The sequence below is a fragment of the Curtobacterium sp. UNCCL17 genome, from assembly GCF_000686685.1.
GTDB lineage: Bacteria > Actinomycetota > Actinomycetes > Actinomycetales > Microbacteriaceae > Curtobacterium > Curtobacterium flaccumfaciens.
On sequence record NZ_KK366000.1, the window covers coordinates 896,176 to 921,281 of the forward strand.

General features: G+C 71.5%; 22 protein-coding genes. 13 read left to right on the forward strand and 9 right to left on the reverse strand.

The window, feature by feature from the left end; genetic code table 11:
• The first annotated feature begins 91 nt into the window (after nt 1-91).
• The 4 genes from metX to BR70_RS0109145 all read left to right on the forward strand — a co-directional run bounded on the left by metX (nt 92) and on the right by BR70_RS0109145 (nt 4,663).
• A complete protein-coding gene (metX, locus tag BR70_RS0109130; RefSeq protein WP_027465822.1) occupies nt 92-1,294 on the forward strand; it encodes a homoserine O-acetyltransferase MetX in 1,203 nt (400 codons plus the stop codon).
• A gap of 133 nt (nt 1,295-1,427) precedes the next feature.
• A complete protein-coding gene (locus tag BR70_RS0109135; RefSeq protein ID WP_027465823.1) occupies nt 1,428-2,585 on the forward strand; it encodes an ATP-binding protein in 1,158 nt (385 codons plus the stop codon).
• Nucleotides 2,582-3,904, forward strand: coding sequence for a hypothetical protein (locus tag BR70_RS20260; protein WP_051596754.1), 1,323 nt, complete (start codon nt 2,582-2,584; stop codon nt 3,902-3,904). The genes BR70_RS0109135 and BR70_RS20260 overlap by 4 nt, the downstream gene beginning before the upstream one ends.
• Nucleotides 3,905-3,991: 87 nt before the next feature.
• Entirely contained in the window at nt 3,992-4,663 is a 672-nt protein-coding gene (locus BR70_RS0109145) for a response regulator transcription factor (RefSeq protein WP_017888182.1), read from the forward strand.
• Between the two features lie 168 nt (nt 4,664-4,831).
• On the opposite strand, the gene BR70_RS0109150 is transcribed toward BR70_RS0109145, so the two are convergent.
• The 4 genes from BR70_RS0109150 to BR70_RS20265 all read right to left on the reverse strand — a co-directional run bounded on the left by BR70_RS0109150 (nt 4,832) and on the right by BR70_RS20265 (nt 8,134).
• Nucleotides 4,832-6,097 (reverse strand): MFS transporter, encoded by a 1,266-nt coding sequence (locus tag BR70_RS0109150; protein ID WP_027465824.1) that lies wholly within the window; start codon nt 6,095-6,097, stop codon nt 4,832-4,834.
• A gap of 124 nt (nt 6,098-6,221) precedes the next feature.
• Complete coding sequence (locus tag BR70_RS0109155; RefSeq protein ID WP_027465825.1) at nt 6,222-6,401, reverse strand: hypothetical protein; 180 nt, start codon at nt 6,399-6,401, stop codon at nt 6,222-6,224.
• Nucleotides 6,402-6,515: 114 nt separating this feature from the next.
• Complete coding sequence (locus tag BR70_RS0109160) at nt 6,516-6,824, reverse strand: thiamine-binding protein (RefSeq protein WP_027465826.1); 309 nt, start codon at nt 6,822-6,824, stop codon at nt 6,516-6,518.
• On the reverse strand, nt 6,821-8,134 hold the full coding sequence (locus tag BR70_RS20265; protein WP_051596755.1) for a glycosyltransferase 87 family protein: 1,314 nt from the start codon (nt 8,132-8,134) through the stop codon (nt 6,821-6,823). Before BR70_RS20265 ends, BR70_RS0109160 begins: the two co-directional genes overlap by 4 nt.
• Nucleotides 8,135-8,217: 83 nt before the next feature.
• Here BR70_RS20265 and BR70_RS0109170 point away from each other — a divergent pair, with 83 nt between their 5' ends.
• Nucleotides 8,218-8,928, forward strand: a complete 711-nt coding sequence (locus tag BR70_RS0109170; RefSeq protein WP_027465827.1) for a YceI family protein — start codon at nt 8,218-8,220, stop codon at nt 8,926-8,928.
• Nucleotides 8,929-9,142: 214 nt separating this feature from the next.
• Here BR70_RS0109170 and BR70_RS0109175 read toward each other — a convergent pair whose 3' ends face one another.
• Nucleotides 9,143-10,003: an ADP-dependent NAD(P)H-hydrate dehydratase gene (locus BR70_RS0109175; RefSeq protein ID WP_035808349.1), complete on the reverse strand. Its 861-nt coding sequence runs from the start codon at nt 10,001-10,003 to the stop codon at nt 9,143-9,145.
• 24 nt (nt 10,004-10,027) lie between these two features.
• On the opposite strand from BR70_RS0109175, the gene BR70_RS0109180 reads away from it, so the two are divergent.
• The 4 genes from BR70_RS0109180 to BR70_RS0109195 all read left to right on the forward strand — a co-directional run bounded on the left by BR70_RS0109180 (nt 10,028) and on the right by BR70_RS0109195 (nt 14,325).
• The gene (locus BR70_RS0109180) at nt 10,028-10,660 is read left to right on the forward strand and encodes an HAD family hydrolase (RefSeq protein WP_027465829.1); all 633 of its coding nucleotides are present in this window, start codon (nt 10,028-10,030) and stop codon (nt 10,658-10,660) included.
• A gap of 9 nt (nt 10,661-10,669) precedes the next feature.
• Entirely contained in the window at nt 10,670-11,752 is a 1,083-nt protein-coding gene (locus tag BR70_RS0109185) for an NADH:flavin oxidoreductase/NADH oxidase (protein WP_027465830.1), read from the forward strand.
• A 156-nt stretch (nt 11,753-11,908) separates the two neighbouring features.
• Nucleotides 11,909-13,291 carry a hemolysin family protein gene (locus tag BR70_RS0109190; RefSeq protein WP_027465831.1) on the forward strand — a complete coding sequence of 461 codons (1,383 nt, stop codon included), beginning with the start codon at nt 11,909-11,911 and terminating at the stop codon, nt 13,289-13,291.
• A complete protein-coding gene (locus tag BR70_RS0109195) occupies nt 13,288-14,325 on the forward strand; it encodes a hemolysin family protein (RefSeq protein ID WP_027465832.1) in 1,038 nt (345 codons plus the stop codon). The genes BR70_RS0109190 and BR70_RS0109195 overlap by 4 nt, the downstream gene beginning before the upstream one ends.
• A 96-nt stretch (nt 14,326-14,421) precedes the next feature.
• Here BR70_RS0109195 and BR70_RS0109200 read toward each other — a convergent pair whose 3' ends face one another.
• Nucleotides 14,422-15,861, reverse strand: a complete 1,440-nt coding sequence (locus tag BR70_RS0109200; protein ID WP_027465833.1) for a GMP reductase — start codon at nt 15,859-15,861, stop codon at nt 14,422-14,424.
• Between the two features lie 177 nt (nt 15,862-16,038).
• On the opposite strand from BR70_RS0109200, the gene BR70_RS0109205 reads away from it, so the two are divergent.
• Entirely contained in the window at nt 16,039-19,800 is a 3,762-nt protein-coding gene (locus BR70_RS0109205) for a multifunctional oxoglutarate decarboxylase/oxoglutarate dehydrogenase thiamine pyrophosphate-binding subunit/dihydrolipoyllysine-residue succinyltransferase subunit (RefSeq protein ID WP_027465834.1), read from the forward strand.
• Between the two features lie 78 nt (nt 19,801-19,878).
• Here the strand turns inward: BR70_RS0109205 and BR70_RS0109210 are convergent, their stop codons facing one another.
• Nucleotides 19,879-20,319 (reverse strand): GNAT family N-acetyltransferase, encoded by a 441-nt coding sequence (locus BR70_RS0109210; RefSeq protein ID WP_027465835.1) that lies wholly within the window; start codon nt 20,317-20,319, stop codon nt 19,879-19,881.
• Nucleotides 20,320-20,433: 114 nt separating this feature from the next.
• Between BR70_RS0109210 and BR70_RS0109215 the strand changes: the two genes are divergently transcribed.
• Entirely contained in the window at nt 20,434-21,015 is a 582-nt protein-coding gene (locus tag BR70_RS0109215; RefSeq protein ID WP_027465836.1) for a hypothetical protein, read from the forward strand.
• 68 nt (nt 21,016-21,083) lie between these two features.
• Nucleotides 21,084-22,520, forward strand: a complete 1,437-nt coding sequence (locus tag BR70_RS0109220) for a LamG-like jellyroll fold domain-containing protein (RefSeq protein WP_027465837.1) — start codon at nt 21,084-21,086, stop codon at nt 22,518-22,520.
• A gap of 28 nt (nt 22,521-22,548) precedes the next feature.
• Here the strand turns inward: BR70_RS0109220 and BR70_RS0109225 are convergent, their stop codons facing one another.
• On the reverse strand, nt 22,549-22,791 hold the full coding sequence (locus BR70_RS0109225; RefSeq protein WP_027465838.1) for a zf-HC2 domain-containing protein: 243 nt from the start codon (nt 22,789-22,791) through the stop codon (nt 22,549-22,551).
• Nucleotides 22,788-23,639, reverse strand: coding sequence for a sigma-70 family RNA polymerase sigma factor (locus BR70_RS0109230; RefSeq protein ID WP_027465839.1), 852 nt, complete (start codon nt 23,637-23,639; stop codon nt 22,788-22,790). Before BR70_RS0109230 ends, BR70_RS0109225 begins: the two co-directional genes overlap by 4 nt.
• An 81-nt stretch (nt 23,640-23,720) precedes the next feature.
• On the opposite strand from BR70_RS0109230, the gene aroA reads away from it, so the two are divergent.
• Nucleotides 23,721-25,106: a 3-phosphoshikimate 1-carboxyvinyltransferase gene (aroA, locus tag BR70_RS0109235; RefSeq protein ID WP_027465840.1), complete on the forward strand. Its 1,386-nt coding sequence runs from the start codon at nt 23,721-23,723 to the stop codon at nt 25,104-25,106.

Consider the following 25,106-nt stretch of genomic DNA (forward strand, 5'->3'; position numbering starts at 1 on the left):
GGCGCGCCCGCGGCCCGGACACCCGGCCACCCGCCGGGCGTGACGTAACACGGCGGCGGTGACCCGCGCCTCCCGGCAGACTGGACGCACGATGGACTGGCAGACGACCCCCGAGGACTCCGTGCCGTCCACCCTGGTGCCCGGCACCGAACTCGGCACCCTCGGCAAGCCGCCCGTGACCGGTGCCTGGCGTCCCGGTGACCACCCGGGTGCACGCCACTTCGAGTCCCTCGGCGAGCAGTGGGTGCGCGGCGGCCGCCTGCCGTCCGTGCGCGTGGCGTACGAGACGTGGGGCACGCTCAACGCCGCCCGCGACAACGCGGTGCTCATCCTGCACGCGCTGACCGGTGACTCGCACGTCGCGGGTGACCCCGGCCCGGGACACCGCACCGCCGGCTGGTGGGGCGACGTCGTCGGGCCCGGGCGGGCGATCGACACCGACCGGTGGTTCGTGATCGCGCCGAACATGCTCGGCGGCTGCCAGGGCACCACCGGGCCGTCGTCGGTGTCGCCTTCGGGCGCGGAGTGGGGCGCACGGTTCCCGTTCGTGACGGTGCGCGACCAGGTCGAGGTGCAGGCGCAGCTCGCCGACCGGCTCGGCATCGAGACCTTCGCGGCCGTCGTCGGCGGGTCGATGGGCGGCATGCACGCCCTCGAGTTCGCGGTCTCGCACCCGGCGCGCGTGCAGCGGCTGGCGGTCCTCGCGTCGACGGCGCAGACCACCGCCGACCAGATCGCGGCGAACTCGCTGCAGCGGGCGGCGATCCAGATGGACCCGGCGTTCGCCGGCGGCGACTACTTCGAGGCCGAGGCCGGCGAGGGACCGCACCGAGGCCTGTCGCTGGCCCGGCGGATGGCGCTCATGACGTACCGCGCCTCGGACGAGCTGAACAGCCGCTTTGCGCGGTCCTGGCAGAGCGACGTCTCCCCGCTCGGCGACGACGGCCGGTTCTCGGTGGAGAGCTACCTCGACTTCCACGGCAACAAGTTCACACGGCGGTTCGACGCCTCGAGCTACGTCACGCTGACGTACGCGATGGACTCGCACGACGTCGGTGCCGGTCGCGGCGGGGTGTCGGCCGCCCTCGGGCTGGTGACCGCACGGACCCTGGTGGTGGGGATCTCGAGCGACCGGCTGTTCCCCGTCGAGGACCAGCACCGGATCGCGGCGGGCGTGCCGGACGCGCTCGACGGGGACACCGCAGCGGTGATCGAGAGCGAGTTCGGACACGACGGGTTCCTCATCGAGCACGAGCAGGTCGGGGCGCACCTGCGGCGGTTGCTGGAGTCCTGAGCGGGGCCTGCCGCCACCGCGGCGCGCCGAAGACCCCCCAACGGGTGGCGCGCGTGGAATGATGGCGTGGAGCCCGGCACTGACCGACGCTCGGTTTCCCGCACCACCCAGATCGTCACCAACCAGGACATCGATGGACTTCATCGCACAGGAACGCGACCGCTTGCTGCGGTCGGCGACCCGTGTCGTGGGCATCGTCTGCGCGCTCGTCAGCGTCGTGGGCATCCTCTCCGCTGCCGCCGTGCCCACGCCGCCCCTCATCGGCGCACTCCTCTGCATCGCCGCGATGATCACCGCCCTCGTGTGCTTCGGCCGCGGCGGCGAGGTGTGGTGGACCGCCGCCATCGTCGTCGCCGGGCTCGCCACGATGGTGCTGCTCTTCACCGGCGTCGAGGACTCGGCCAGGCCCCTCGTCGCCAGCGCCGTCATGCCCCTGGCCGCCGGCGGGCTCTCGGCACCGCTGATGGCGCAGCGCGGGCACCCGGTCGGTCTCGGCATCACCATCGCCGGGGGCGGCGCCGTGGTGGTGCTCATGGTCTGGGGGTCGGGCTCGCTCCTGTCGACCCCGGTCAGCGGCGCACTGCTCGGGTGGATCCTGATGGCCGTCGTGGCGATCTGGATCTCGCGCAGCATCCCCCGCGTCGCCCGCCGCATCTACAGCATCGGCACCGCCCACCGCGCCGAACGGCAGGCCAGCGAGACCGAGGCGCAGCGCCGCCAGGGTGCCCGCCTGCTGCACGACACCGTGCTCGCGACCCTGACGCTGCTGGCGCACTCCGGCGTCGGCGTCTCCGAGCAGGCGATGCGCGAGCAGGCCGCCGAGGACGCCCGACTGCTGCGGCACCTGCGCCTCGGTGCGACCCCGCAGCCCTCGCAGTCCGGTGACTACTCGCTCACCCGCGAAGAGGAGTCACCGCTCGGACAGACCCTCGAGTCGGTCAAGCAGCGCTTCGGCCGGATGGGGCTCGAGGTCAGCTGGCACGGCACCGGGCAGGTCCTGCTGCCGTCGAACGTGCTCGACGCGTTCCTGCTCGCGCTCGGCGAGTGCCTCGAGAACGTCCGTCGGCACGCCGGCGTCGGCGAGGCCCACGTCACGATCGTCCACGACAACGAGGTCGTCCGCGCGATGGTCACCGACTCCGGCGTCGGCTTCGACCTCACCACCGTCAGTGCCGAGCGACTCGGCTTCAAGGAGAGCGTCGTGAACCGCCTGCGCGAGGTCGGCGGCGACGCGAAGCTCTTCTCCGCGCCGGGCTCCGGCACCACCGTCGTCCTGGAGGCACCGCGATGACCCGGGTCCCCGAGGACACGATCGGCCGCCGTCTGCCCGGCGAGACCGCGCCGCCAGCACCCCGCACCCGCCGCGAGGCGCGCGAGCGGTACCGGACGAGCGAACGTCGCCAGGCCCGAGGGCTCCCGTCGACGTCCACCGGTGCCCGGTCCCTGCGGCAGGCCGCGAAGCCCGGCGCCTCGCTCGGTGCCGGCTACCTCGGCCTCGGCGCCGCGGTCCTCACCGCGATCGAGGCCGTCGCCGGCATCGCGTTCTTCCTGGTGCGCTGGAACGAGTACTCCGACCCGTGGTTGCCCGCCGTCGCCTGGGGGCTCTACGTCGTCGCCGCCGTCGGGGTCGGACTCAGTGTCCTGACCTACGGCGAACGACTGACGGGTCCGGCCTTCGCGTTGATCTGCGTCGTGCTGGCCTGCGTCGTCACGCTCGACTTCATCGGCATCTGGCCCGAGCACGACATCGCCCACACCGCCACGGCGTCGATGGCCGCGGGCTTCGCGCTGCTGCCGATCGCCACGCTCCGACCCGCCCGCGAGGTCGCCGTCGCCATCGGTGTGCTCGGCATCGCGTTCATCGTGATGGCCGTCGCGTCGACGCCGATCACCAACGACACCATGCCCGGCATCGTGTCCCTGCTGTCGCTCGTCGTCGTGCCGCCGGCGCTCGCGCTGTACGTCGTGCAGCGGTTCCGGCAGCTCGTGCAGCGCGAGCTCGACCGGGTGCTCGTGCAGAGCAACGTGCAGGCACCGCAGTTCGCCGTCGGCATGCTCGCCTCGGACGAGCTCGCCCGGCTCGACCTGGCCGCGGAGAAGCTGCTCGACGCCGTCGCCAACGGCACCGACCCGCTGCCGTTGTCCGACGCCTCGAGCTCGGTCGCCGCGTCACTCGCCACCGAGCTCCGCCTGCACCTGATCGAGGGCCGCCGCGAGACCTGGCTGTACCACGCGATCACCGAGTCCGACCACCTCGGTCGCTCGGTGAGCGTCGCCGACCCGACGGCCCTGGCGGGGCACCTCTCCCCCACCCAGCGCGACGGGCTGCTGCAGGCCATCTGGCAGATGGTCGGCGACGGCCGCACCGCCCAGCCCGGCATGCCCGTCGTCTCCGTCACGCTCGGCCCGATCGGTTCCGACGGCCATCCGGTCAGCGACGACACGATGGACGTGCCCGTCGTCATCGAGTCCCGCGGGGTGCCCCGGCGCAGCCTCGGCCCGACGGCCTGGAGTGCCCTGCAGCGCATCGGCCCGTACACCGAGACCGTCCGTGACGGCGCGCTGCACATCGTCGCGCACTGCGTCGTGAACCGACATCCGTCGATGTAGCCGCCGGACACCCGCACGCCTGACCGACTTCCGGCCCGGATCCTCCTAGGATCGGCCGAGCAATCCGCACCGAGAAAGGACGCCAGCATGGCGACTCCAGAGGAACCGATCCGACTCGCACTGGTCGACGACCACAGGATGCTCCTCGGCGCGCTCACGGAGTGGATCCGGAACGCGGCCGACGACATCACCCTGGTGGCCGCCGTCACGACCTGGCCCGAGCTCCTGACGAGCCCGGCGTTCCCGGTCGACGTGGTGCTGCTGGACCTGGACCTCAAGGACTCCATCCCGGTGTCGCTGAAGATCTCGACGCTCAAGACCGCGGGCGTCAAGACCGTCGTGATGAGCACGTACTCGGAGCCGAACGTCGTGCGCGAGGCCCTCGGCGCCGGCGCCCTCGGGTACCTCGTCAAGAGCGAGGACGCCGACATGATCGTCGAGGCGATCCGCTCCGCCCAGCGCGGCGAGCAGTACGTCTCGGCCGAGCTCGACCTCGCCATCAACAGCGGCGACGTCGGCGGTGTGCCGAAGCTCAGCGCCCAGGAGCGTCGCGTGATGGCCCTGTACGGCGGTGGTGAGCCCGTCAAGAGCGTCGCCTACCAGCTCGGCATCTCCGAGGAGACGGCGAAGAGCTACCTCAAGCGCATCCGCGAGAAGTACCGCGTCGCCGGCTTCGACGTGGGCACGAAGGTGGCGCTCCGGAAGCGTGCGATCACCGACGGCATCATCGTGCAGGACGGCAGCCCCCTGGGGCTCTAGCGCGCGTGGCGCGTTGCGCTTCGTGAGCAGCAATGGTCGGGTCCCGTCACGGGACCCGACCATTGCTGCTCACCATGTGCGGTGGCCGCACCACACGACGGACGGGAGGCCCGTGGCGGCGTCGCCACGGGCCTCCCGTCCGGTGGGTGCGTGCGCGCACCCCGCGTGTCAGGCCGTCGGGACCGGTGCGGTGATCGGACCGGTGGACGGTGACGAGGAGCGGACCGCGGCACGGCGGGTGCTCCGCCGCTCGACCGCGTAGCTGACCATCGTCACCAGGACGCCGAGCAGCGCCAGGCCGATGCCGAGCCAGCCCGGTGCGAGGAACCCGAAGCCGGCGGCGATGACCGCGCCGCCCAGGGCCGCACCGATCGAGTTGCCGATGTTGAACGCCGAGTGGTTCAGCGCCGCCGCGATCGTGCGGGCATCCCCGGCGACGTCCATCAGGCGCGACTGCACCGCCGGCGGGATCGCCGACGAGGTCGCCCCGAGCAGGAACGCGCCGAGCAGCATGCCCCAGAGCCACTGCGCCGTCAGGACGGTGACGAGCAGGGCGCCGATGAGCGCGAACATGCCGACGTAGATCGTGCGCTTCACACTGTGGTCGGCCAGGTGTCCGCCGAGCACCCCGCCGACGACCATGCCGATGCCCACGACGACGAGCACGATCGGCACGAACGACTCGGGCATCCCGGTGACGTTCTGCACGAGCGGCGAGATGTACGAGTACACCGCGAAGAACCCGCCGAACCCGACGGCGCCAAGGCCCATCACGATCCACACCTGCGGCACGCGGAACGCCCGGAGCTCACGGCCGATCGTGGCGTGCTCGTCGCGGGCGCTCTTCGGCACGAAGGCCGCGACGGCCAGGAACGTCAGGGCGAACAGCGCGGCGACGACGCCGTAGGCGACCCGCCACCCGGCCACCTGTCCGACCCACGTGATCGCCGGGACCCCGACGACGTTCGCGACCGACAGGCCGAGCAGCACCATCGCGATGCCCTTGCCGCGCTTGCCCGGGCCCATCATGTCGCCGGCGACGATCGACGCGATGCCGAAGTAGGCGCCGTGCGGCAGACCCGCGACGAAGCGGGCGACGAGCACCAGACCGAACGAGGGCAGCAGCGCGCTCGCGATCGTCGCGACGACGAACCCGACGAGCAGCACGAGGATCAGGCCCTTGCGCGGGAACCGGGCGGACATCGCCGCGATGGTCGGCGCACCGACGACGACCCCGAGGGCGTACGCGCTGACGAGCCAGCCGGCGTGGGCGATCCCGGCGTCGGGGTCGATGCCGTACTGCTCGGGGAGCAGGGCCTGCGCGATGTTCGGCAGCAGGCCCATCGCGACGAACTCGGTCGAGCCGATGGCGAAGCCGCCGAGGGCGAGCGAGATGAGCGCGAGGGTGCGACGCGCAGGCGTGAGCTGTGACATGGGGCCTGTTCTCGTGCGGGCGGAGCGGGACGACGGTGCAGCACCCCACCGGACGGGGCGGCCGTGATGTCCTGGTCCGTCGAGTGTAGACCGCTCCAACGGACCAGCGAAAGCCCGCCGGAGGTCAGGCCGCCTGGCGCTCCGGCGTGCGGGTCCGTGCCGGGGTCTGCTCGGGCAGCTCGTCGCGGTGCACCCATCCGGTGCCGCACTCCGCGCAGGTCGCCCAGGCGTTGTCGCCGTGTTCGTCCGTGTCGATGACGACCGTTCGCAGGTCGCAGTCGGGGCACCAGCCGTCGTGCATCATCACGCGCTCCTCGTCGTCTCAGAGGCCACCCGATGTGGCTCGATGCAGACCATGAGACACCCGACCACCGACATCCGAGGGACCGCTCCGGCGTGTCGTCCGTGCCGCCGCGGGCTACTCGCCGAGTGCGGCCTCGAGCCGTTCGAGCTTGCCGTCGATCTCGCCGGTGTGCCCGGGGCGGATGTCGGCCTTGAGCACGAGCGACACCCGCGTGCCGTACGCGCCGACGGCCTCGGTGGCGCGCTTGACGACGTCCATGACCTCGTCCCACTCCCCCTCGATCTCGGTGAACATCGACGAGGTGCGGTTCGGCAGTCCGCTCTCGCGCACCACGCGCACGGCGGCCGCGACGGCGTCGTGCACGGACCCGTCGGTCGTTGCAGCGGGACCACCGGACGGAGCGACGGAGAAGGCGACGATCATGCGTCCATCCTGCCCGGCTCGGGCTGGTCGTGCACGGACGGCGACGAGCGCGCCGACACCCGTCCGGACCCCGCGCGACGCCCCATCCGCACCAGCACGACGACGCTCCACACCAGGATCGCCACCTCGAGCACGTTCCGCACCGTGAGCACCACGAGGATCCACGGCTGCACGCCGAGCAACTGGTCGTAGTAGCCCGGGTAGACCACCTGCGTGAGCAGGGCCATCGGCAGCGCGAGCACCGCGACGGGCACGAACCGAAGCGCACTCGGGGTCCCTGCCGCGAGTCCCCACACGATCGGCACCGCGAACCAGCCGATGTACTGCGGCGACCCCACCTTGTTCGTCGCGACGAGCGCGGCCACGAACAGGAGCGCGAGGACCGGTGCGATCTCGGCGCGACGGGCACCGCGGCGGGCGGCCCAGAGCGCGAGCACGACCCCGGCCACCACGACGACGGCCATCAGCGGCGTCGACACCGCGGCGGCGGCGGACGTGCCGGCACCGGACACCTCGAAGGTCAGGATCTCCTGGTCGTAGAACACCGCCGCGCCCGGGACGCCGAACGCAGCGGCCCACATGAAGGGCGTCGCGAGCGGTGACTCGATCTGCAGCCCACGGCCGGTCTGCTCACCGACGAAGGACAGCAGGTACGGCGCACCGCCCCACAGCACGTCGACGAGCACGATCAGCGCGCTCAGCACCAGGGCCCCGGCGAGCACACCCCGGCGGTGTCCGCGACGCAGGAGCAGCAGCACCGCGACGAGCGCCGCGGGCCACACCTTCGTCCACGCGCCGGCGGTGAAGAGCGCGGACGCGACGGCCGGCCTCGAGGCCACGAACGCCACGCCCACCAGCGCGAACACCGTCGCGACGGTGTCGATCCGACCGAGCGCGATCGGCCCGAGCGCGAGCAGGAACAGCAGCCACCACCAGACGACCCGCACGCCGTGCACGCCGAAGCGGTCGGACGACCCGACGCGGGCCCGGAACCGCCACAGGAACGCGCACGCCACGGCGTCGAGCACCACCATCAGCAGCAGCCAGCCGGTGCCGATGGACTCGACTCCCCCGAGCGCCGCGGCCGCCATCGGCACGATCGCCAGGATCGGGTACACCCAGGCGCCGTCGACGCCGACCCAGAAGTCCGCGGTCCGCCCGGTCTCGATCCAGCGGCTGTAGGTGATGGTCACGTCACCGAGCGGCAGGTTCGCCGACACGAGGGTCAGCCACCACAGGAACCCGTGCACGGCGACGAACGCCAGGACGAAGCCGGCGAGTTCGAGCCACCGGGTCGAGGTCCTCTGCACCGGACGAGCGTAGCGGCCGGACCGGGGGCGATCGCTGCCACGATCTCAGGCTCTCCCGAGCATGACGTGTCACCGTTCAGCTCGTGACCTCCGACACCCCGCGCAAGCGCCGCAAGGCCGTCATCTGGATCTCCGTCATCGCCGCCGTGGTCGTCCTCGGCGTCGTCGGCGCGGTGGTCTTCACGAACGTCTACACGAGCACCGAGAACGCGAAGGCCTCGGCCGCGCCGTCCGTCGCCGCCACCCGCGAGGCCTCCACCCTCGACGGCACGGACCTGTCCGGCGAGTGGACGGTCGGCGGCGATTCCGAGGCCGGGTACCGCGTCCACGAGGTCTTGAACGGCTCCGACGTCACCGTCACCGGCCGCACCGACAGCGTCGCCGGCACCGCGACCGTCGACGGCACGAGCATCACCGCCGCGAAGATCACGGTGCAGGTCGCCGACATCACCACCGACTCCGACCAGCGCGATGCCTACTTCCGCGACTCCGCGATGGACGCCGCGGCCTTCCCCGAGGCCACCTTCGAACTCACCACGCCGATCGCCGACGCGGTCCCGAGCGGCTCCGACACGACGACCGTGACGGCTCCGGGGAAGCTCACCCTGCACGGCGTCACGAAGGACGTCACCGCGAAGCTGCAGGTCGGCCTGAACGGCGACGGCGTGGACATCTCCGGTTCGGTCCCGATCACCTTCTCGGACTACGGCGTGCAGGCCCCGAGCCTGGGGTTCGTCAAGGTCGACGACGCCGGTTCCGTCGAGTTCCTGGTGCACGCGACCCCCGCGAGCTGACGTCCGCGACGCGCGTCACGCCCGTGACGTGACCGCAATCGGACGGGAGGCCCGTGGCGACGCCGCCACGGGCCTCCCGTCCGTCCCACGCTCGCGTCGACAACAAGCGACACCACCGATGTCGTACGACACCGACACTGTCGTCACCCCGCGCCCGCAACGAACGACGAAGCCGATGTCGTACGACCTCGACGCTGTCGTTCCACATCGACGACTAGCCGCGCGCGTCCCCGTCGACGACCAGGTCCCGCACGACCCCCGGCAGCTCGGCGATGAGCGTCGTCATCGGGAACGGTCCGCCGCCGGACGCCCGCCGCGCCGCGAGTCCGTGCACCACGGCGGCCGACACGGCCAGGTGGGCGAGGTCCGACGGGGTGAGCGACGACCCGGCCGTCTCGACGGAGCCCTGCCGCGCGGCGACGAGCGCTCCGAGCACGCCGCCCAGCACGTCCCCGGCACCGGCCGCCGCGAGCCACGGCGTCGCGGACGCAGCCACGAGCCGCACCGACCCGTCCGGCGTGACCACGTGGGTCCGCTCCCCCTTGAGCAGCACGACGCTGCCGGTCCGCTCGGCCGCACGGAGCGCCGCGGCGGCCGGGTCCTGCTCGATATCGGCGCGATCGACCCCCAGGAACGAAGCGAGCTCACCGGCGTGCGGGGTGAGCACGGCGAGCGGCCCGAGGTCGACGAGCGGGATCGCCCCGGCGTCGACGACGACCGGGACGCCGTCGTCGGAGGCGTGCGAGAAGCCCGACGCCGTCGTCTCGTCCAGGTCACCGAGCGACGGCGCCGAGACACCGGAGCCGACGAGCCAGGCCTGCACACGGCCGACGCCGGACACGACCTCGGGGCGCCGGGTGAGCACGTGGTCGGTGGCGCGTGACGGTCCGACGTACCGGACCATGCCGACGCCGGTGTGCACGGCGGCGTCGACCCCGAGCACCGCGGCGCCGGGGTACTGGTCGGAGCCGGTCGCGACGCCGAGCACCCCGCGGCGGTACTTGGTGGACTCCCCCGTCGGCGCGGTGACCCACGCGGCGGCATCGGACGGTCGGACGGGCACGAAGTCGTTCACCGGCCCCACGTTACGGTGGAGCACATGAGCCTGTTCCTGCCTGGTCGCGTGGTGGTCTTCGACTACGGCGAGGTGATCAGCCGGACGCCGCACGCTTCTCGGGACGCCCTCGTGGCCGCCACCGGGGTCCCCGCGGACGAGCTGTTCCCGGTGTACCAGGAGCTCCGGCACGACCTGGACCGCGGCGACCTGTCCGTCGTGGCGTACTGGCGTGCGATCGCGGAACGGACCGGACGGACCTGGAGCATCTCGGAGATCCACCGGTTCTGGGCGATCGACTTCACCGGGTGGTTCGAGGTCGAGCCGGAGACCCTCGAGATCGTCGAGGAGCTGCACGACGCCGGCACCCGTTTGGCCCTGCTCTCGAACGCGGGCTTCGACTTCGGCGACCCGTACCGCCGCTCCCCGATGGGCTCGCTGTTCGAGACCGTCGTGGTGAGCGCAGAGGAGCACGTCCTGAAGCCCGCGGCATCCATCTACCGCGACACCTGTGCGCGCTTGGGAATCGACCCGGGTCAGATGGTGTTCGTGGACAACAGGGCCGAGAACGCCACCGGTGCGGAAGCAATCGGGGCGGTCGGCCACCACTACACGTCGCCGGCGTCGCTGCGGTCGTTCCTGACGGAACTGGCCGAGGCGCCGGCACCCGTCCTCTGAGGAGCCCGCGTGACGCACGCCCTGTTCGACCCGATCACCGTCCGTGACCTGACCGTCCGCAACCGCATCTGGGTCTCCCCGATGTGCCAGTACTCGGTGGACCAGCAGGACGGCGTCCCGACGCCGTGGCACCTCGTGCACCTGGGCGGGTTCGCCAAGGGCGGCGCCGGCGCGGTCGTGGTCGAGGCGACGGGTGTCGTGCCCGAGGGACGGATCACCCCGCAGGACCTCGGGCTGTGGAACGACCAGCAGCGCGACGCGTTCAAGCCGATCGTCGACTTCCTGCACGAGCAGGGCGCCGCGGCGGGCATCCAGCTGGCACACGCCGGCCGCAAGGCGTCGACCTACCGCCCCTGGGACACCACACACGGCACCGTCCCCGCCGACCAGGGCGGCTGGACCACGGTCGCTCCGTCGGCCGTGGCCTTCGACGGCTACGACGTCCCGCGCGAGCTCGCGGTCGAGGACATCCGCGTCGTCGCCCTCGCCTTCGCGCAGTCCGCCCGCCGCGCGGTGGAGGCCGGGTTCGACCTGGTCGAGATCCACGCGGCCCACGGCTACCTGCTGCACCAGTTCCTCTCGCCGCTGAGCAACCAGCGCACCGACCAGTACGGCGGCTCGCTCGAGAACCGTGCCCGCGCGCTGCTCGAGGTCGTCGACGCCGTGCGCGCCGAGGTCGGCGAGGGCTTCCCGATCGTCGTCCGCTTCTCGGCCACCGACTGGGTCGACGGCGGGCTCACGCTCGACGAGACCACCGTGGTCGCCCGCTGGGCCGCTGAGCACGGTGCCGACCTGGCCGACGTGTCCACCGGCGGCAACGTCGCGAGCGCGCCGATCCCGGTCGGCCCCGGCTACCAGGTGCCGCACGCGGCGGCGATCAAGCGCGACGCCGGCATCCCGACGATCGCCGTTGGCATGATCTCCGAGGCGTTCCAGGCCGAGCAGATCGTCGCGACCGGCCTGGCCGACGTCGTGATGATCGGTCGCGAGATGCTCCGCGACCCGTCGTTCGCGCTCCGTGCCGCCGTCGAACTCCGCGTGCCGGTCGACTACGAGCCGCAGCAGTACCACCGCGCGCGGATCACGGCCTAGGCGCGGTCGGTTCTGTACGGATTCACGGTTCAGCGACCGCGCAGGCAGTACGATTGGCAGCACTGTGGACGATCCCCCGAATAGTTCTTCGCCTCACTCATCCGCCGCTCACTCGGTGAGCTGCACGTCATCCCTGTGCGCGAACGGGGGTGAATCATGAGTCCGATCGACATCGTCATGCTGATCGGCGGCATCCTGCTGACCCTCGGCACGGGTGTCTTCGTCGCGTCCGAGTTCGCGCTGGTCAACCTCGACCGCGCCGACGTCGAAGCGCGGCGCGACCGCGGTGAAGCCGGCCTAGCACCGGTCATCGGCGCGCTGAAGGTCACCTCGACGCACCTGTCCAGCGCACAGCTCGGCATCACGCTGACCACGCTGCTGACCGGTTACCTGCTCGAACCCTCGATCGCGAAGCTGCTCGAGGCGCCGTTCCTGGCGATGAACCTGCCAGAGGGCATCGTCGAGACCGTCGGCTCGATCGTGGCGCTCGTCATCGCGACCCTGCTGTCGATGATCCTCGGCGAACTGGTGCCGAAGAACTTCGCGCTCGCGCTGCCCCTGCAGACCGCCAGGCTCGTGGTCCCGCTGCAGATCGCGTTCACGACGGTCTTCAAGCCCGCCGTCGCGCTGCTGAACGGCACCGCGAACGCCGTGCTCCGGTCGCTGGGCATCGAGCCGCAGGAGGAACTCTCCGGTGCCCGCAGCGCCGAGGAACTCACCTCGCTGCTGCGCCGCTCGGCCTCCGAGGGCTCGCTCGAACAGGACACCGCGACGCTCCTCGAGCGCACCATCTCGTTCTCCGAGCTGAGCGCCAGCGACGTGATGACCCCGCGCCCGAGGCTGTCCACCATCCGCGTGTCCGAGTCCGCCGAGGACGTCATCGCCCTCGCCCGCAAGACCGGCTTCAGCCGCTTCCCCGTCATCGAGGAGGATGCGGACGACGTCGTCGGCATCGTGCACGTCAAGCAGGCCGTCGCCGTGCCGCGCGAGAAGCGTCCGGAGGTCCCCGTCGGGGCCCTCATGACCGACGCCGAACGCGTGCCGGAGACCATGCCCGGCGACACCCTGCTCGCCGAGGTCCGCGGCCGCGGCTACCAGATGGTCATCGTCGTCGACGAGTACGGCGGCACCGCCGGGGTCGTCACGCTCGAGGACCTGATCGAGGAGATCGTCGGCGAGGTCTCCGACGAGCACGACCGCGCCCGCATCGACGTGGTCCGCTCCCGTGACTGGCTGACCTTCCCCGGTCTGCTGCGTCCCGACGAGCTCGAGGACCGTGCAGGCGTGAAGGTGCCCGAGGAGGGCCCGTACGAGACCGTCGGCGGGTTCGTCATGTCGACGCTGGGCCGTCTGCCCGTCGTCGGCGACGAGGTGCCCCTGGACGGCGGGGTGTTCCGGGTCGAGCGGCTGGACGGCCGTCGGATCGACCGCATCCGCTGGACCCCGACGCGCCCGTCGACCGACACGGCGGCGACCGCGATCATCATCCCGTCCACCAAGAGCACCCCGACCACCACGACGAAGGGCAGCACCCGATGAGCTCCGATTGGTGGGGCATCTTCTGGCTCGTCGTCCTGTTGATGGGCAACGCGTACTTCGTCGCGGCGGAGTTCGCGGTCATCTCGGCACGCCGCTCGCAGATCGAGCCCCGCGCCGAAGAGGGCTCGAAGGCCGCGCAGATGACGCTGTGGGCGATGGAGCACGCCACCCGCATGCTCGCGACGACCCAGCTCGGCATCACGGTCTGCTCGCTGCTCATCCTGAACGTGTCCGAGCCGGCGATCCACCACCTGCTCGAGGTCCCGCTGCACCTGACCGGCTGGAGCGCCGAGGTGATCGGCACCGTGGCCTTCGTGTTCACGCTGCTGCTCGTGTCGTTCCTGCACGTGGTGTTCGGCGAGATGGTGCCGAAGAACATCTCGTTCTCGATGCCGGACCGCGCCGCGCTGTTGCTGGTGCCGACGCTCTGGTACATCGGTCACGGCCTGCACTGGGTCATCGTCGGCCTGAACGAGGTCGCGAACGCCGTGCTGCGGCTGTTCCGCGTCGAGCCCAAGGACGAAGCGGTGAGCGCCTTCACGGTGGAAGAGGTGCAGACCATCGTGGAGCAGTCCCGCCGCGAGGGCACCCTGACCGACGACGGCAAGCTCGCCCTGGCGTTCGAGTTCACCGAGAAGAAGGTCCGCGACGTCGCCGTGCCGATGGCCGAGCTCGTCACCCTGCCCGACGACGCCACCCCGGCCGACGTCGAGCACGCCGTGGCGCAGCGCGGGTTCTCCCGCTACGTGCTCGTCGGCGAGGACGGCTCCCCCACGGGCTACGTGCACGTGAAGGACGTCATCGACCTGCGGCCGGACGAGTTCGACGACCCGGTGCCGCCGAAGCGCATCCGCCAGCTCATCTCGCTCTACACCGAGATGGACCTCGAGGACGCGCTCGCGACCATGCGGGCCGCCGGGCGCCACGTGGCCCGCGCCTTCGACGCGGACGGCCGCACGATCGGCGTGCTGTTCCTCGAGGACATCCTCGAAGAACTGGTGGGCGAGGTCGAGGACGCGACCCGACGCCGGTAGACGCACCGGCAGACGGACGGGAGGCCCGTGGCGACACCGCCACGGGCCTCCCGTCCGTTCGTGGTCGCGACCAGGGCGACGCGCGCCCCGTCCGCGCTACCAGCTGACGGGCAGGGGCTTGCCCTCCTCGTACCCGGCGGCGGACTGGATGCCGACCAGCGCTCGCTCGGAGAACTCGGCGAGGGACGACGCGCCCGCGTAGGTGGCGGAGCTGCGGACGCCGGTGGTGATCATGTCGAGCAGGTCCTCGACGCTCGGGCGCTCCGGGTCGAGGTAGATCGTCGACGACGAGATCCCCTCGGCGAAGAGCGCCTTGCGGGCCCGCTCGTACGGGTCGAGCCGCTCGAACCGCTCGCGCACGGCCTTGGCCGAGGCCATGCCCCAGCTCTCCTTGTACGCCTTGCCCGCGGCGTCGCGACGCAGGACGCCGGGGGCCTCGAGCGTGCCGGCGAACCACGAGCCGATCATCACGGCGGACGCCCCCGCTGCCAGCGCGAGGGCGACGTCGCGCGGGTAGCGCACCCCGCCGTCCGCCCAGACGTGCGCGCCGAGCGAGCGGGCCGCCGCCGCGGTCTCGAGCACGGCGGAGAACTGTGGACGACCGACGGCCGTCATCATGCGGGTGGTGCACATGGCACCAGGGCCGACGCCGACCTTGATGATGTCCGCTCCCGCCCCGACCAGGTGCGCGACGGCGTCGGCGGTGACGACGTTGCCGGCGACGAGCGGGATGCCGAGCTGCAGGGACGCGACCGTGCGGAGTGCGTGGAGCATGCCGTCCTGGTGTCCGTGCGCGGTGTCGAGGACCAGGACGTCCACGCCCGCGGCGGCCAGCGCCTTCGCCTTGGCTGCGACGTCGCCGTTGATGCCGAGCGCGGCGGCGACCCGGAGCCGGCCGGAACCGTCGACGGCGGGCGTGTAGATGTCGGAGCGGATCGCGCTCGTCTGGCTCGTGGTGCCGACGACCCGGCCGTGCCGCACCACCGGCGCGAAGTCGACCTCGGCGGCCGCGAGCACGTCGTACACGTGGCGGGGCGTACCGGCGTCCTCGGCGTCGATCGCGGTCGAGGCGCCGTGCAGCAGGTCGCCGAGGACGGCGTCGGGGCCGGCGGTGCCGAGGCGGGTCGCGGGCACGCAGCCCAGGTACTCCCCGTCGGCGTCGCGGATGACCACACCACGGCCGGCCACCGGCAGGAGCTGCTCGAGGGCCTCGGCGACGGTGGTCTGCGCGCCCATGTCGTAGGCGGTGTCGAAGTCGACCGGCTGGTCCTTCACCCAGCGGATCGCGGCGTCGAGGTCCTGCAGGTGCATGTCCTGCGGCAGCACTCCCAGACCACCGCGGCGGGCCAGGGTGGCGGCGAGCCGGGGGCCGGTGACGGAGTTCATGTTGGCGCTGACGATCGGGATCGTGGCACCGCTACCGTCGTTCGCCGCGAGGTCGACGTCGAAGCGGCTCGTCACGCCGGAACGGCTCGGGACGAGGAAGACGTCGGAGTAGGTCAGGTCGTGCGTCGGCCGCGTCTCGTAGAACCTCATGCGCTCCACTGTACGGCTCCCGTCAGGGCCCCGACCGGGTGCTCGGGGGCTGCCGACTCGCGCCGCGGCTGACACGGAACGGACATGTCGGAGCGGCTAGGCTTGGCACCTGTGCGGCGCAGGGTTGCTCCGCACGACACACACGAGCATCTATCGACGGAGAGTGGGCGATCGGCTGTGTCGAGCCATCTGACCGGAACGGACGAGACCGCGGGCGAATTCGGGGCGAACGAGTGGCTCGTCGACGAGCTCTACGAGCAGTTCGTCGCGGACAAGGAGTCGGTCGACAAGTCCTGGTGGCCGGTCCTCGAGAGCTACCACCGCACGCAGGTCGCTGACGCTCCGGCTCCGGCGGGGGCCCCCGCACCGCAGGCACCGGCACAGCAGGCGCCGACCCAGCAGCAGTCCTCGACGCAGCAGCCGGCCACCGGGGACACCCCGGGCGAGGCGAAGTCGGGCCCGATCCAGGCGAAGACCACCTCGCGCCAGCCGGCACCGCAGCCGATCCCGGCCGAGGCGAACGACGCCGCCGACGACCACGAGGAGACCCACGAGGACGTGGCGACCCCGCTCCGGGGCATGGCGAAGACGCTGGCGTCGAACATGGACGCCTCGCTGACGGTCCCGACCGCCACGAGCGTCCGGACCATCCCGGCGAAGCTGATGATCGACAACCGGATCGTCATCAACAACCACCTGCGACGCGCCCGCGGCGGCAAGATCTCCTTCACGCACCTGATCGGGTGGGCGATGGTGCAGGCGATCAAGGACTTCCCGAGCCAGAACGTCTTCTACGAGGAGCGCGACGGCAAGCCGTTCGTCGTCGCCCCGGCGCACGTGAACCTCGGCATCGCGATCGACGTCCCGAAGAAGGACGGCACCCGCTCGCTCCTGGTGCCGAGCATCAAGCGTGCGGAGACCCTGACGTTCGGGCAGTTCCTCTCCGCCTACGAAGACCTCGTCAAGCGTGCCCGCGACAACAAGCTCACCCCGGCGGACTTCCAGGGCACGACGATCTCGCTCACCAACCCGGGCGGCATCGGCACCGTGCACTCGGTCCCGCGTCTGACGAAGGGGCAGGGCTCGATCATCGGCGCCGGCGCCCTCGAGTACCCGGCGCAGTTCCAGGGTTCGGCGTCGAAGACCCTGATCGAGCTCGGCATCGGCAAGACCATCACCCTGACGAGCACCTACGACCACCGCGTCATCCAGGGCGCCGGTTCGGGCGAGTACCTCAAGCACGTGCACGAGCGCCTCATCGGCGAGCACGGCTTCTACGACGGCATCTTCGCGGCGCTCCGGATCCCCTACAAGCCGATCCAGTGGGCGAACGACATCAACGTCGACCTGGCACACCGGGTGAACAAGACCGCGCGCGTGCAGGAGCTCATCAACAGCTACCGCGTCCGTGGACACCTGATGGCCGACATCGACCCGCTCGAGTACCGCCAGCGCACGCACCCCGACCTCGAGATCGAGAGCCACGGGCTGACCTTCTGGGACCTCGACCGCGAGTTCGTCACCGGTGGGCTCGCCGGCACCACCTCGGCACCACTGCGCGACGTCCTCGGGATCCTGCGCGACGCTTACTGCCGCACGGTCGGCATCGAGTACATGCACATCCAGGACCCGGAACAGCGTCGCTGGGTGCAGGAGCGCATCGAGGTGCCGTACTCGAAGCCCTCGAAGGAAGAGCAGCTCCGGGTCCTCGGCAAGCTCAACGAGGCCGAGGCGTTCGAGACCTTCCTGCAGACCAAGTACGTCGGCCAGAAGCGCTTCTCGCTCGAGGGCGGCGAGTCCACCATCGCCTTCCTCGACACCCTGATCCAGCACGCCGCCGGAGCCGGACTGGCCGAGGTCGCGATCGGCATGGCCCACCGTGGCCGCCTGAACGTGCTGACGAACATCGCCGGCAAGACCTACGGGCAGATCTTCCGTGAGTTCGAGGGGTCCTCGCTGCCGGGCACGGTGTCCGGTCAGGGCTCCGGCGACGTGAAGTACCACGTCGGCACCGAGGGCGTGTTCCGCACGTCCGACGGCTCGAGCATCCCGGTGACGATCGCCGCGAACCCGTCCCACCTCGAAGCCGTCGACGGCGTGCTCGAGGGCATCGTCCGCGCCAAGCAGGACCGCGAGGCCCCCGGCAGCTTCGGTGTGCTCCCCGTGCTCGTGCACGGCGACGCGGCGATGGCCGGTCAGGGTGTGGTCGTCGAGACGCTGCAGATGTCGCAGCTCCGTGGCTACCGCACCGGCGGCACGGTCCACCTCGTCATCAACAACCAGGTCGGGTTCACCACCCCGCCCGAGTCTGCGCGCAGCTCGGTGTACTCCACCGACGTCGCGAAGACGATCCAGGCACCGATCTTCCACGTGAACGGTGACGACCCCGAGGCCGTCGCCCGCGTCGCCGAACTCGCCTTCGCGTACCGCGAGGAGTTCCACCGCGACGTCGTGATCGACCTGATCTGCTACCGCCGTCGTGGGCACAACGAGGGCGACGACCCCTCGATGACGCAGCCCCTGATGTACAACCTCATCGAGGCGAAGCGCTCCGTCCGCACGCTGTACACCGAGGCCCTCGTCGGCCGCGGTGACATCACGCAAGAGGAGTACGACGAGGCGCACCGCGACTTCCAGGACCGCCTGGAACGCGCCTTCGCCGAGACGCACGAGGCGCAGACCGGCACCATCCCGGTGATCGAGGTCGACGACGACGGCGCGGTGCAGGGGCTCGAACGCCCGGCCGCGCAGCGCGACGACTCCGAGGTCGAGGTGCACGAGACCGCCGTGTCCGAAGAGCTCGTCCGGGCGATCGGTGACGCACACAGCAACCCGCCCGCCGGGTTCTCCATCCACCCGAAGCTGCAGCAGCTGCTGACCAAGCGCACCGAGATGACGCGCAACGGTGGCATCGACTGGGCGATGGCCGAGCTCATGGCGATCGGGTCGATCCTGGTCGAGGGCAAGCCCGTCCGCCTCGCCGGGCAGGACGCCCGACGCGGCACGTTCGTCCAGCGCCAGTCGGTGTTCCACGACCGGGTGAACGGCCAGGAATGGCTGCCGCTGTCGAACCTCACCGAGGACCAGGCCCGGTTCTACGTGTACGACTCGCTGCTGAGCGAGTACGCGGCGATGGCGTTCGAGTACGGCTACTCGGTGGAGCGCCCCGAGTCCCTCGTGCTCTGGGAGGCACAGTTCGGCGACTTCGCGAACGGCGCCCAGATCGTCATCGACGAGTTCATCTCGTCCGCCGAGCAGAAGTGGGGTCAGCGCTCCGGCCTCGTCCTCCTGCTGCCGCACGGGTACGAGGGCCAGGGGCCGGACCACTCGTCGGCACGCATCGAGCGCTACCTGCAGCTGTGCGCCGAGGACAACATGATCGTCGCGCGCCCGTCGACCCCGGCGTCGTACTTCCACCTGCTCCGCCGTCAGGCGTGGGCCCGGCCGCAGAAGCCGCTCGTCGTGTTCTCCCCGAAGGCGATGCTCCGGCTCCGTCAGGCGACGAGCGCGGTCGAGGACTTCACGACCGGAACGTTCGAGCCCGTGCTCGACGACGCGCGGATCACCGACAAGGGTGCCGTGCGCCGCGTCGTGCTGCACTCCGGCAAGGTGCACCACGACCTGCGTGCCGAGGTCGACAAGCGCGGCATCACCGACGTCGCACTCGTCCGGCTCGAGCAGCTCGCCCCGCTCCCCCTCGACCGCCTGCTCGAGGTGCTGGCGGGCTACCCGGACGCCGACGTCGTGTGGGCGCAGGAAGAGCCGGAGAACCAGGGCGCCTGGCCGTTCGTCTGCATGAACCTGTCGCCGCACCTGGGCGGCCGCCCGTTGTCCGTGGCGGCCCGCTCGGCGAGTGCCGCACCGGCCACGGGTTCCTCGAAGCGCTCCGCACAAGAGGCCGCCGAGGTCATCAGCACCGCGTTGAGCGCGTCGGCCTAGCCACGAGGAAGCGCCCCGTGCGGGAGTCCGAGGGACTCCGGCACGGGGCGCTTCGATGTTCGCCGGGAAGCGGCGGCGCTACGCGATCTTCGTGTACCGCACCCCGGCGTCGTGATACCCGCGCTTCTGGTAGAAGCGGTGCGCGCTGTCCGTCGCGGCCGCACTGACGGCACTGAGGCGACGCGCGCCCTGCTCGACCGCCCATGCTTCGAACGTGCCGATGAGCGCCGAACCGGTGCCGAGCCTCCTGGCCGTGTCGTCGACGACCAGCAGCAGCAGCTGCGCCGTCGGCTCGTCGCTGGCGTACGCCCACGTGACCTGCGCGCCGGCGACGGCGACGACCCGTCCGTCGTCCCCCCGGACCACCCAGGTGCGGTGCCCGGCTTCGGGAGTGAGCCGGTCGAGGCGGGCGCGCATCGACGCGTCGTCGACGTCGTGACCGAGCAGGCGGACGAGGGCGGCGACGTCGGCGACGTCCGTGTCGGACCAGGTGGTGGTCGACTCGACGGAGAGGGTCATGTCGGCCAACCTACCCGGGCCGTCGGTCGTGTTGCGACGGGCTTCCATAACAACTGATATTCATATACGCTGCTGTCATATCACCCGCCGGGTGAACCGACCGACAGGACAGCCATGCACATCACCTCCCGCCACGGCCGCACCGCCGCCTGGATCGCCTTCCCGCTCGCCGTCGTCGCCAGTGGCGCACTCATCGCCACGGCCTCGTACGCCGCCTTCTCGAGCAGCACCGACAACGCCGCGAACAGCTGGCGCACCGGTGCCGTCTCCCTCACCGACGACGACCAGGGCGTCGCGATGTTCGACGTCGACGACCTGGTGCCCGGGTCCGCCGGATCGAACTGCATCACCGTGACGGCGAACACCACCAACGCCTCGACCGTGAAGCTCTTCACCGCCGACGCGGCCGACGACGACGCGCTCGCCGAGCACGTCGGCCTGACGGTCGAGCGCGGCAGCCTCGGCACCCCCGACGACTGCAGCACGTTCACCACGACGACGACCGTGCACGACGGCACGCTCGCCGGCCTCATGGAGTCCGAGTCCTTCGGCACCGGCGTCGACGCGTGGAAGCCGGCGACGGGTACGGCGAGCACGACCTACCGCGTCAGCTACGACCTGAGCGAGGGTGCCCCGAACACCGTGCAGTCGTCCGAGGCCGGCACCTCGTTCGTGTGGGAAGCGCAGACCGACTGATCCCCGTCCCGATCCGTCCCACCCGACCCGCCCGTCCCGCCCGACCCGCCCGACCCGAGGAGCAGCCGATGCCGAACGTCGCCACCCGCCGTCACGTCCGCTGCGTCGGCGACCTGCCCCGGCTGCTCCTCGCGGTCGCGGCGCGGACGGTCCGCTGGTCGGTGCTGCTGCTCGCACTGTGGGCGTCGCTCCCCGCGGCGTTCGGGTGGCACGTCACGACGGTCGTCTCCGACTCGATGGCCCCCGGCATCCGGACCGGGGACGTCGTCGCCGCGATGCCCGTCGATCCGGACGACCTCGAAGCCGGACGGGTGCTGCTCGTCGAGGACCCGGACCACCGGGATCGTCTCCGGCTGCACCGGCTCGAGCGCATCGAACCGGACGGTGCACTGCGTCTGCGCGGGGACGCGAACCCGACGGCCGACCGCACGGCCGTCGAACCCGCGGCGGTCCTCGGTGTCGGGGTGCTGCGGTTCCCGTGGATCGGGCTGCCGGGCGTCTGGATCCGCGGGGGCGACTGGACGTCCCTGCTGCTGGCCGGCGTCGTCGCCGCCGTGCTCGTCCTCGCCGGGCGGGCCGACCGGGACATCACCGCCGGTCGCCCCTGCCGGACCTGCGGCACGCCGCGCCGGGACCTCCACTCGCCCGTCGTCGCGGAGCCCGGCACGGTCACCATCACCGCCGTGTCGTCGTCCACCGTGCCCGTCGCGGCGTTCACGGCAGCGGCCATCACCCTCACCCTGCTCGCCGGAGCGGGCGCGGGCGCCGGGTTCAGCGGCTCGACGGGGACCGCCTCGGCGCTCGGCACCGGCGGCTTCGGGTGCTTCCACCAGCCCGTACCCGGTACGTCACTGGCGTGGGACTTCGCCGAGAAGAGCGGCCCACGGGTCGTCGACTCGAGCGGGTCCGGCGCCGACGGGGCCTTCACGCCCGCCGCTGCCGCCCGGGTCGACGCGGACTGCGCGACGAACCCCTACGCGACGTTCTGGACCGAGGACGGGGCCGAGGGGTGGGCGGTCACCGACACCGCGGTCGACGCACCGAACGCCTTCACGATCGAGGTCTGGTTCCGCACCAAGGACACCGACGGTGGGCGGGTGTTCGGCTTCGGCTCGGACCGCTCGGCGGCGTCCCAGTACCGTGACCGGCACCTCTACATCGGCGCCGACGGAGTCCTGCGCTTCGGCGTCGAGGGCTCCGGGTCGCAGTTCAAGTTCACGCTCGGGTCGGCCTCCACGGTCACCGACGGAGCCTGGCACCACGCGGTCGCCACCTTCCAGGCGCGCTCGATGGCGCTCTGGGTCGACGGCGAGCTGCAGGGCACCCGGTCCGACGCCGTCACCCTGCGGCAGTACTCGGGTCACTGGCGGGCAGCACGCCAGACACTGGCCGGTTGGCCGAACGCCGGCGACTACGTCTACACCGGCGACGTGGACACGGTCCGGGTGCACGAGCGCGTCCTCGACGCTGCCGCGATCACACGGTCGTTCCAGGCAGGACGCTGACGCCCGGCCGTTCGACGAAACCGTGCCGTCAGTGCGTCGCCTGCTCCACCCGGATGCGCGCGAGGATCTCGCTGCGCAGCTGGTCGGGAGCGGTCTCCTTGCAGGCGCGACGGACGGTCTCCATGAGCACGACGCCGACGCGGTGCTCGGTCTGGCAGTCCTCGCACCCGTCCATGTGCTCGCGGATGTCCGCGGCGTCCTCGTGGCGGAGCTCGTCGTGCAGGAACTCCTCGAGCTCGGCCTTCGCCTTCGAGCAGTCGCAGCCGCTCATCGTGCGTCCTTCCGTCCGGTGCGACCCGTGGCCGCGGTTGCCTTCGTCGTCTGTGCCGCGCCTCGTCCCCGTCCACGCATCGTCGCCGTCGACGCTGCGTCCGGGACGATGCCGGTCTCACGGGCGTGGTCCGCCAGGAGCCCACGGAGGAGCCGGCGGCCACGGTGGAGGCGGCTCATGACCGTCCCCACTGGGGTCTTCATGATGTCGGCGATCTCCTGGTACGAGAAGCCTTCGACATCGGCGAAGTACACGGCCATCCGGAAGTCCTCCGGGATGGCCTGCAGTGCGTCCTTCACGGCCGAGGACGGCAGGTGGTCGATCGCGTCGGCCTCGGCGGACCGGGCGGAGATCGACTGGGTGACGCTCTCCGCGCCGCCGAGCTGCCAGTCCTCGAGCTCGTCGATGGTGCCCTGGTACGGGTTCCGCTGGTTCTTGCGGTACGTGTTGATGAACGTGTTCGTGAGGATCCGGTACAGCCAGGCCTTCAGGTTCGTGCCCTGCTTGAACTGGCGGAACGCGGCGAAGGCCTTGACGAACGTCTCCTGCACCAGGTCCGACGCGTCGGCCGGGTTGCGGGTCATCCGCATGGCCGCACCGTAGAGCTGGTCCATGAAGGGCAGCGCCTGGTCCTCGAACAGGGACCGCAGCTCCCCCTCGGAGACGGTCTTCGCGTCCACCGGCTCGTCTGCGGCGTCGTCGAGGGCTTCGTGCTCCTCTTCGACGGCGTCGAGCTGCACCTCGGTCTCGTCGACCAGGTGGTGCGGAGCTGCCTGCGGTTCGTCGGTCGTCATCGCCGCCAAGTCTAGGCCGAGCGCGCCGAGCGTCGTCGGCACCGCGGTCAGCACGGTTGCCGTGCCGGTCCGCTCTCGTGCGAGTGTTGCTGTCGCCACTGATCCTCCCGGTGCGTTCAGTACCCTGGTGAACCGATGGCAGACACGACGCATTCCCACAGCGGGGCCCAGCCCGCCGACCCCTGGATCGCCCCGGTCGCAGGGGGTCCGCTGCGCGGCGACGTCGCGCTGCCCGGGTCGAAGTCGCTGACGAACCGGGAGCTCGTGCTCGCGGCCCTCGCGGACGGCCCCTCGACGATCCGGCTCCCGCTGCACTCCCGTGACTCGGCGCTGATGATCGCGGGCCTCCGTGCGCTCGGCGTCGGCATCGAGGAGCTCGAGCCGGCGGCCGGCACCGCTCCGAACCCCTACGGCCCGGACCTCCGGATCACGCCCGCCCCGATGCACGGCGACGTCCGCCTGGACTGCGGGCTGGCCGGCACCGTGATGCGCTTCCTGCCGCCGCTCGCCGCCCTGGCCGTCGGGCCCGTCACGGTCGACGGCGACCCCTACGCCCGCAAGCGGCCCATGCACGCCATCGTGCAGGGACTGGTGGACCTCGGTGTGGACGTCACGGACGACGGCGGCGGTTCGATGCCGTTCTCGTTCACCGGCACCGGCTCGGTCCGCGGTGGGGCCCTGACGGTCGACGCCTCGGCGTCCTCGCAGTTCGTCTCCGGGCTGCTGCTGTCAGCACCCCGCTTCGACGAGGGCCTGCACCTCACCCACGTGGGCGAACGCCTGCCGAGCATGCCGCACATCGAGATGACCGTCGCGGCGCTCCGTGCCCGCGGCGTCCGCGTCGACGAGCCATCGGTCGGCGAGTGGGTCGTGCACCCGGGCCCGATCGGCGCGCGTGACGTCACGATCGAGCCCGACCTGTCGAACGCGGCGCCGTTCGCCGTCGCCGCGCTCGTCGCCGGCGGCACGGTGCGCATCCGCACCTGGCCCGCCGAGACGACGCAGGTCGGTGCCGACCTCGAGACCCTCCTGCCGCTGTGGGGGGCGAGCGTGGCTCGTGACGGTGACGACCTGGTCGTCGACGGCGGCGTCGGGATCCGGGGTGGGGCCTCCTTGCCGGGTCTCGAACTCGACCTGAGCCGCGGCGGCGAACTCGCCCCGGCGCTCGTCGCGCTGGCCGCGCTGGCGGACGGCCCGAGCGAGATCACCGGCATCGGTCACCTGCGGGGGCACGAGACGGACCGCCTGGCCGCGCTGGCGGCGGACCTCAACCGGTCTGGAGGCGCGGTGCACGAACTCGACGACGGCCTGCGGATCGAGCCGGCGCCGCTCCACGGCAGCGCCTGGGGCGCGTACGACGACCACCGGATGGCGACCGCGGGGGCGATCGTGGGCCTCGTCGTCGACGGCGTCGCCGTCGACGACATCGGGTCGACCGCGAAGACGCTGCCGCAGTTCCCGGAGCTGTGGGCGGCGCTCGTGGCGTCCTCGGGAGCCGCTGCACCGGTGAGTGGGGACTGA

Coding starts and splice junctions, on each gene's coding strand:
- BR70_RS0109200 (WP_027465833.1), bottom strand. CDS start 15,861: ATGAGGTTCTACGAGACGCGGCCGACGCACGACCTGACCTACTCCGAC.
- BR70_RS0109225 (WP_027465838.1), bottom strand. CDS start 22,791: ATGAGCGGCTGCGACTGCTCGAAGGCGAAGGCCGAGCTCGAGGAGTTC.
- BR70_RS20260 (WP_051596754.1), top strand. CDS start 2,582: ATGACCCGGGTCCCCGAGGACACGATCGGCCGCCGTCTGCCCGGCGAG.
- BR70_RS0109190 (WP_027465831.1), top strand. CDS start 11,909: ATGAGTCCGATCGACATCGTCATGCTGATCGGCGGCATCCTGCTGACC.
- BR70_RS0109160 (WP_027465826.1), bottom strand. CDS start 6,824: ATGATCGTCGCCTTCTCCGTCGCTCCGTCCGGTGGTCCCGCTGCAACG.
- BR70_RS0109135 (WP_027465823.1), top strand. CDS start 1,428: ATGGACTTCATCGCACAGGAACGCGACCGCTTGCTGCGGTCGGCGACC.
- BR70_RS0109155 (WP_027465825.1), bottom strand. CDS start 6,401: ATGATGCACGACGGCTGGTGCCCCGACTGCGACCTGCGAACGGTCGTC.
- BR70_RS0109195 (WP_027465832.1), top strand. CDS start 13,288: ATGAGCTCCGATTGGTGGGGCATCTTCTGGCTCGTCGTCCTGTTGATG.
- BR70_RS0109145 (WP_017888182.1), top strand. CDS start 3,992: ATGGCGACTCCAGAGGAACCGATCCGACTCGCACTGGTCGACGACCAC.
- BR70_RS0109180 (WP_027465829.1), top strand. CDS start 10,028: ATGAGCCTGTTCCTGCCTGGTCGCGTGGTGGTCTTCGACTACGGCGAG.
- BR70_RS0109210 (WP_027465835.1), bottom strand. CDS start 20,319: ATGACCCTCTCCGTCGAGTCGACCACCACCTGGTCCGACACGGACGTC.
- aroA (WP_027465840.1), top strand. CDS start 23,721: ATGGCAGACACGACGCATTCCCACAGCGGGGCCCAGCCCGCCGACCCC.
- metX (WP_027465822.1), top strand. CDS start 92: ATGGACTGGCAGACGACCCCCGAGGACTCCGTGCCGTCCACCCTGGTG.
- BR70_RS0109220 (WP_027465837.1), top strand. CDS start 21,084: ATGCCGAACGTCGCCACCCGCCGTCACGTCCGCTGCGTCGGCGACCTG.
- BR70_RS0109215 (WP_027465836.1), top strand. CDS start 20,434: ATGCACATCACCTCCCGCCACGGCCGCACCGCCGCCTGGATCGCCTTC.
- BR70_RS0109150 (WP_027465824.1), bottom strand. CDS start 6,097: ATGTCACAGCTCACGCCTGCGCGTCGCACCCTCGCGCTCATCTCGCTC.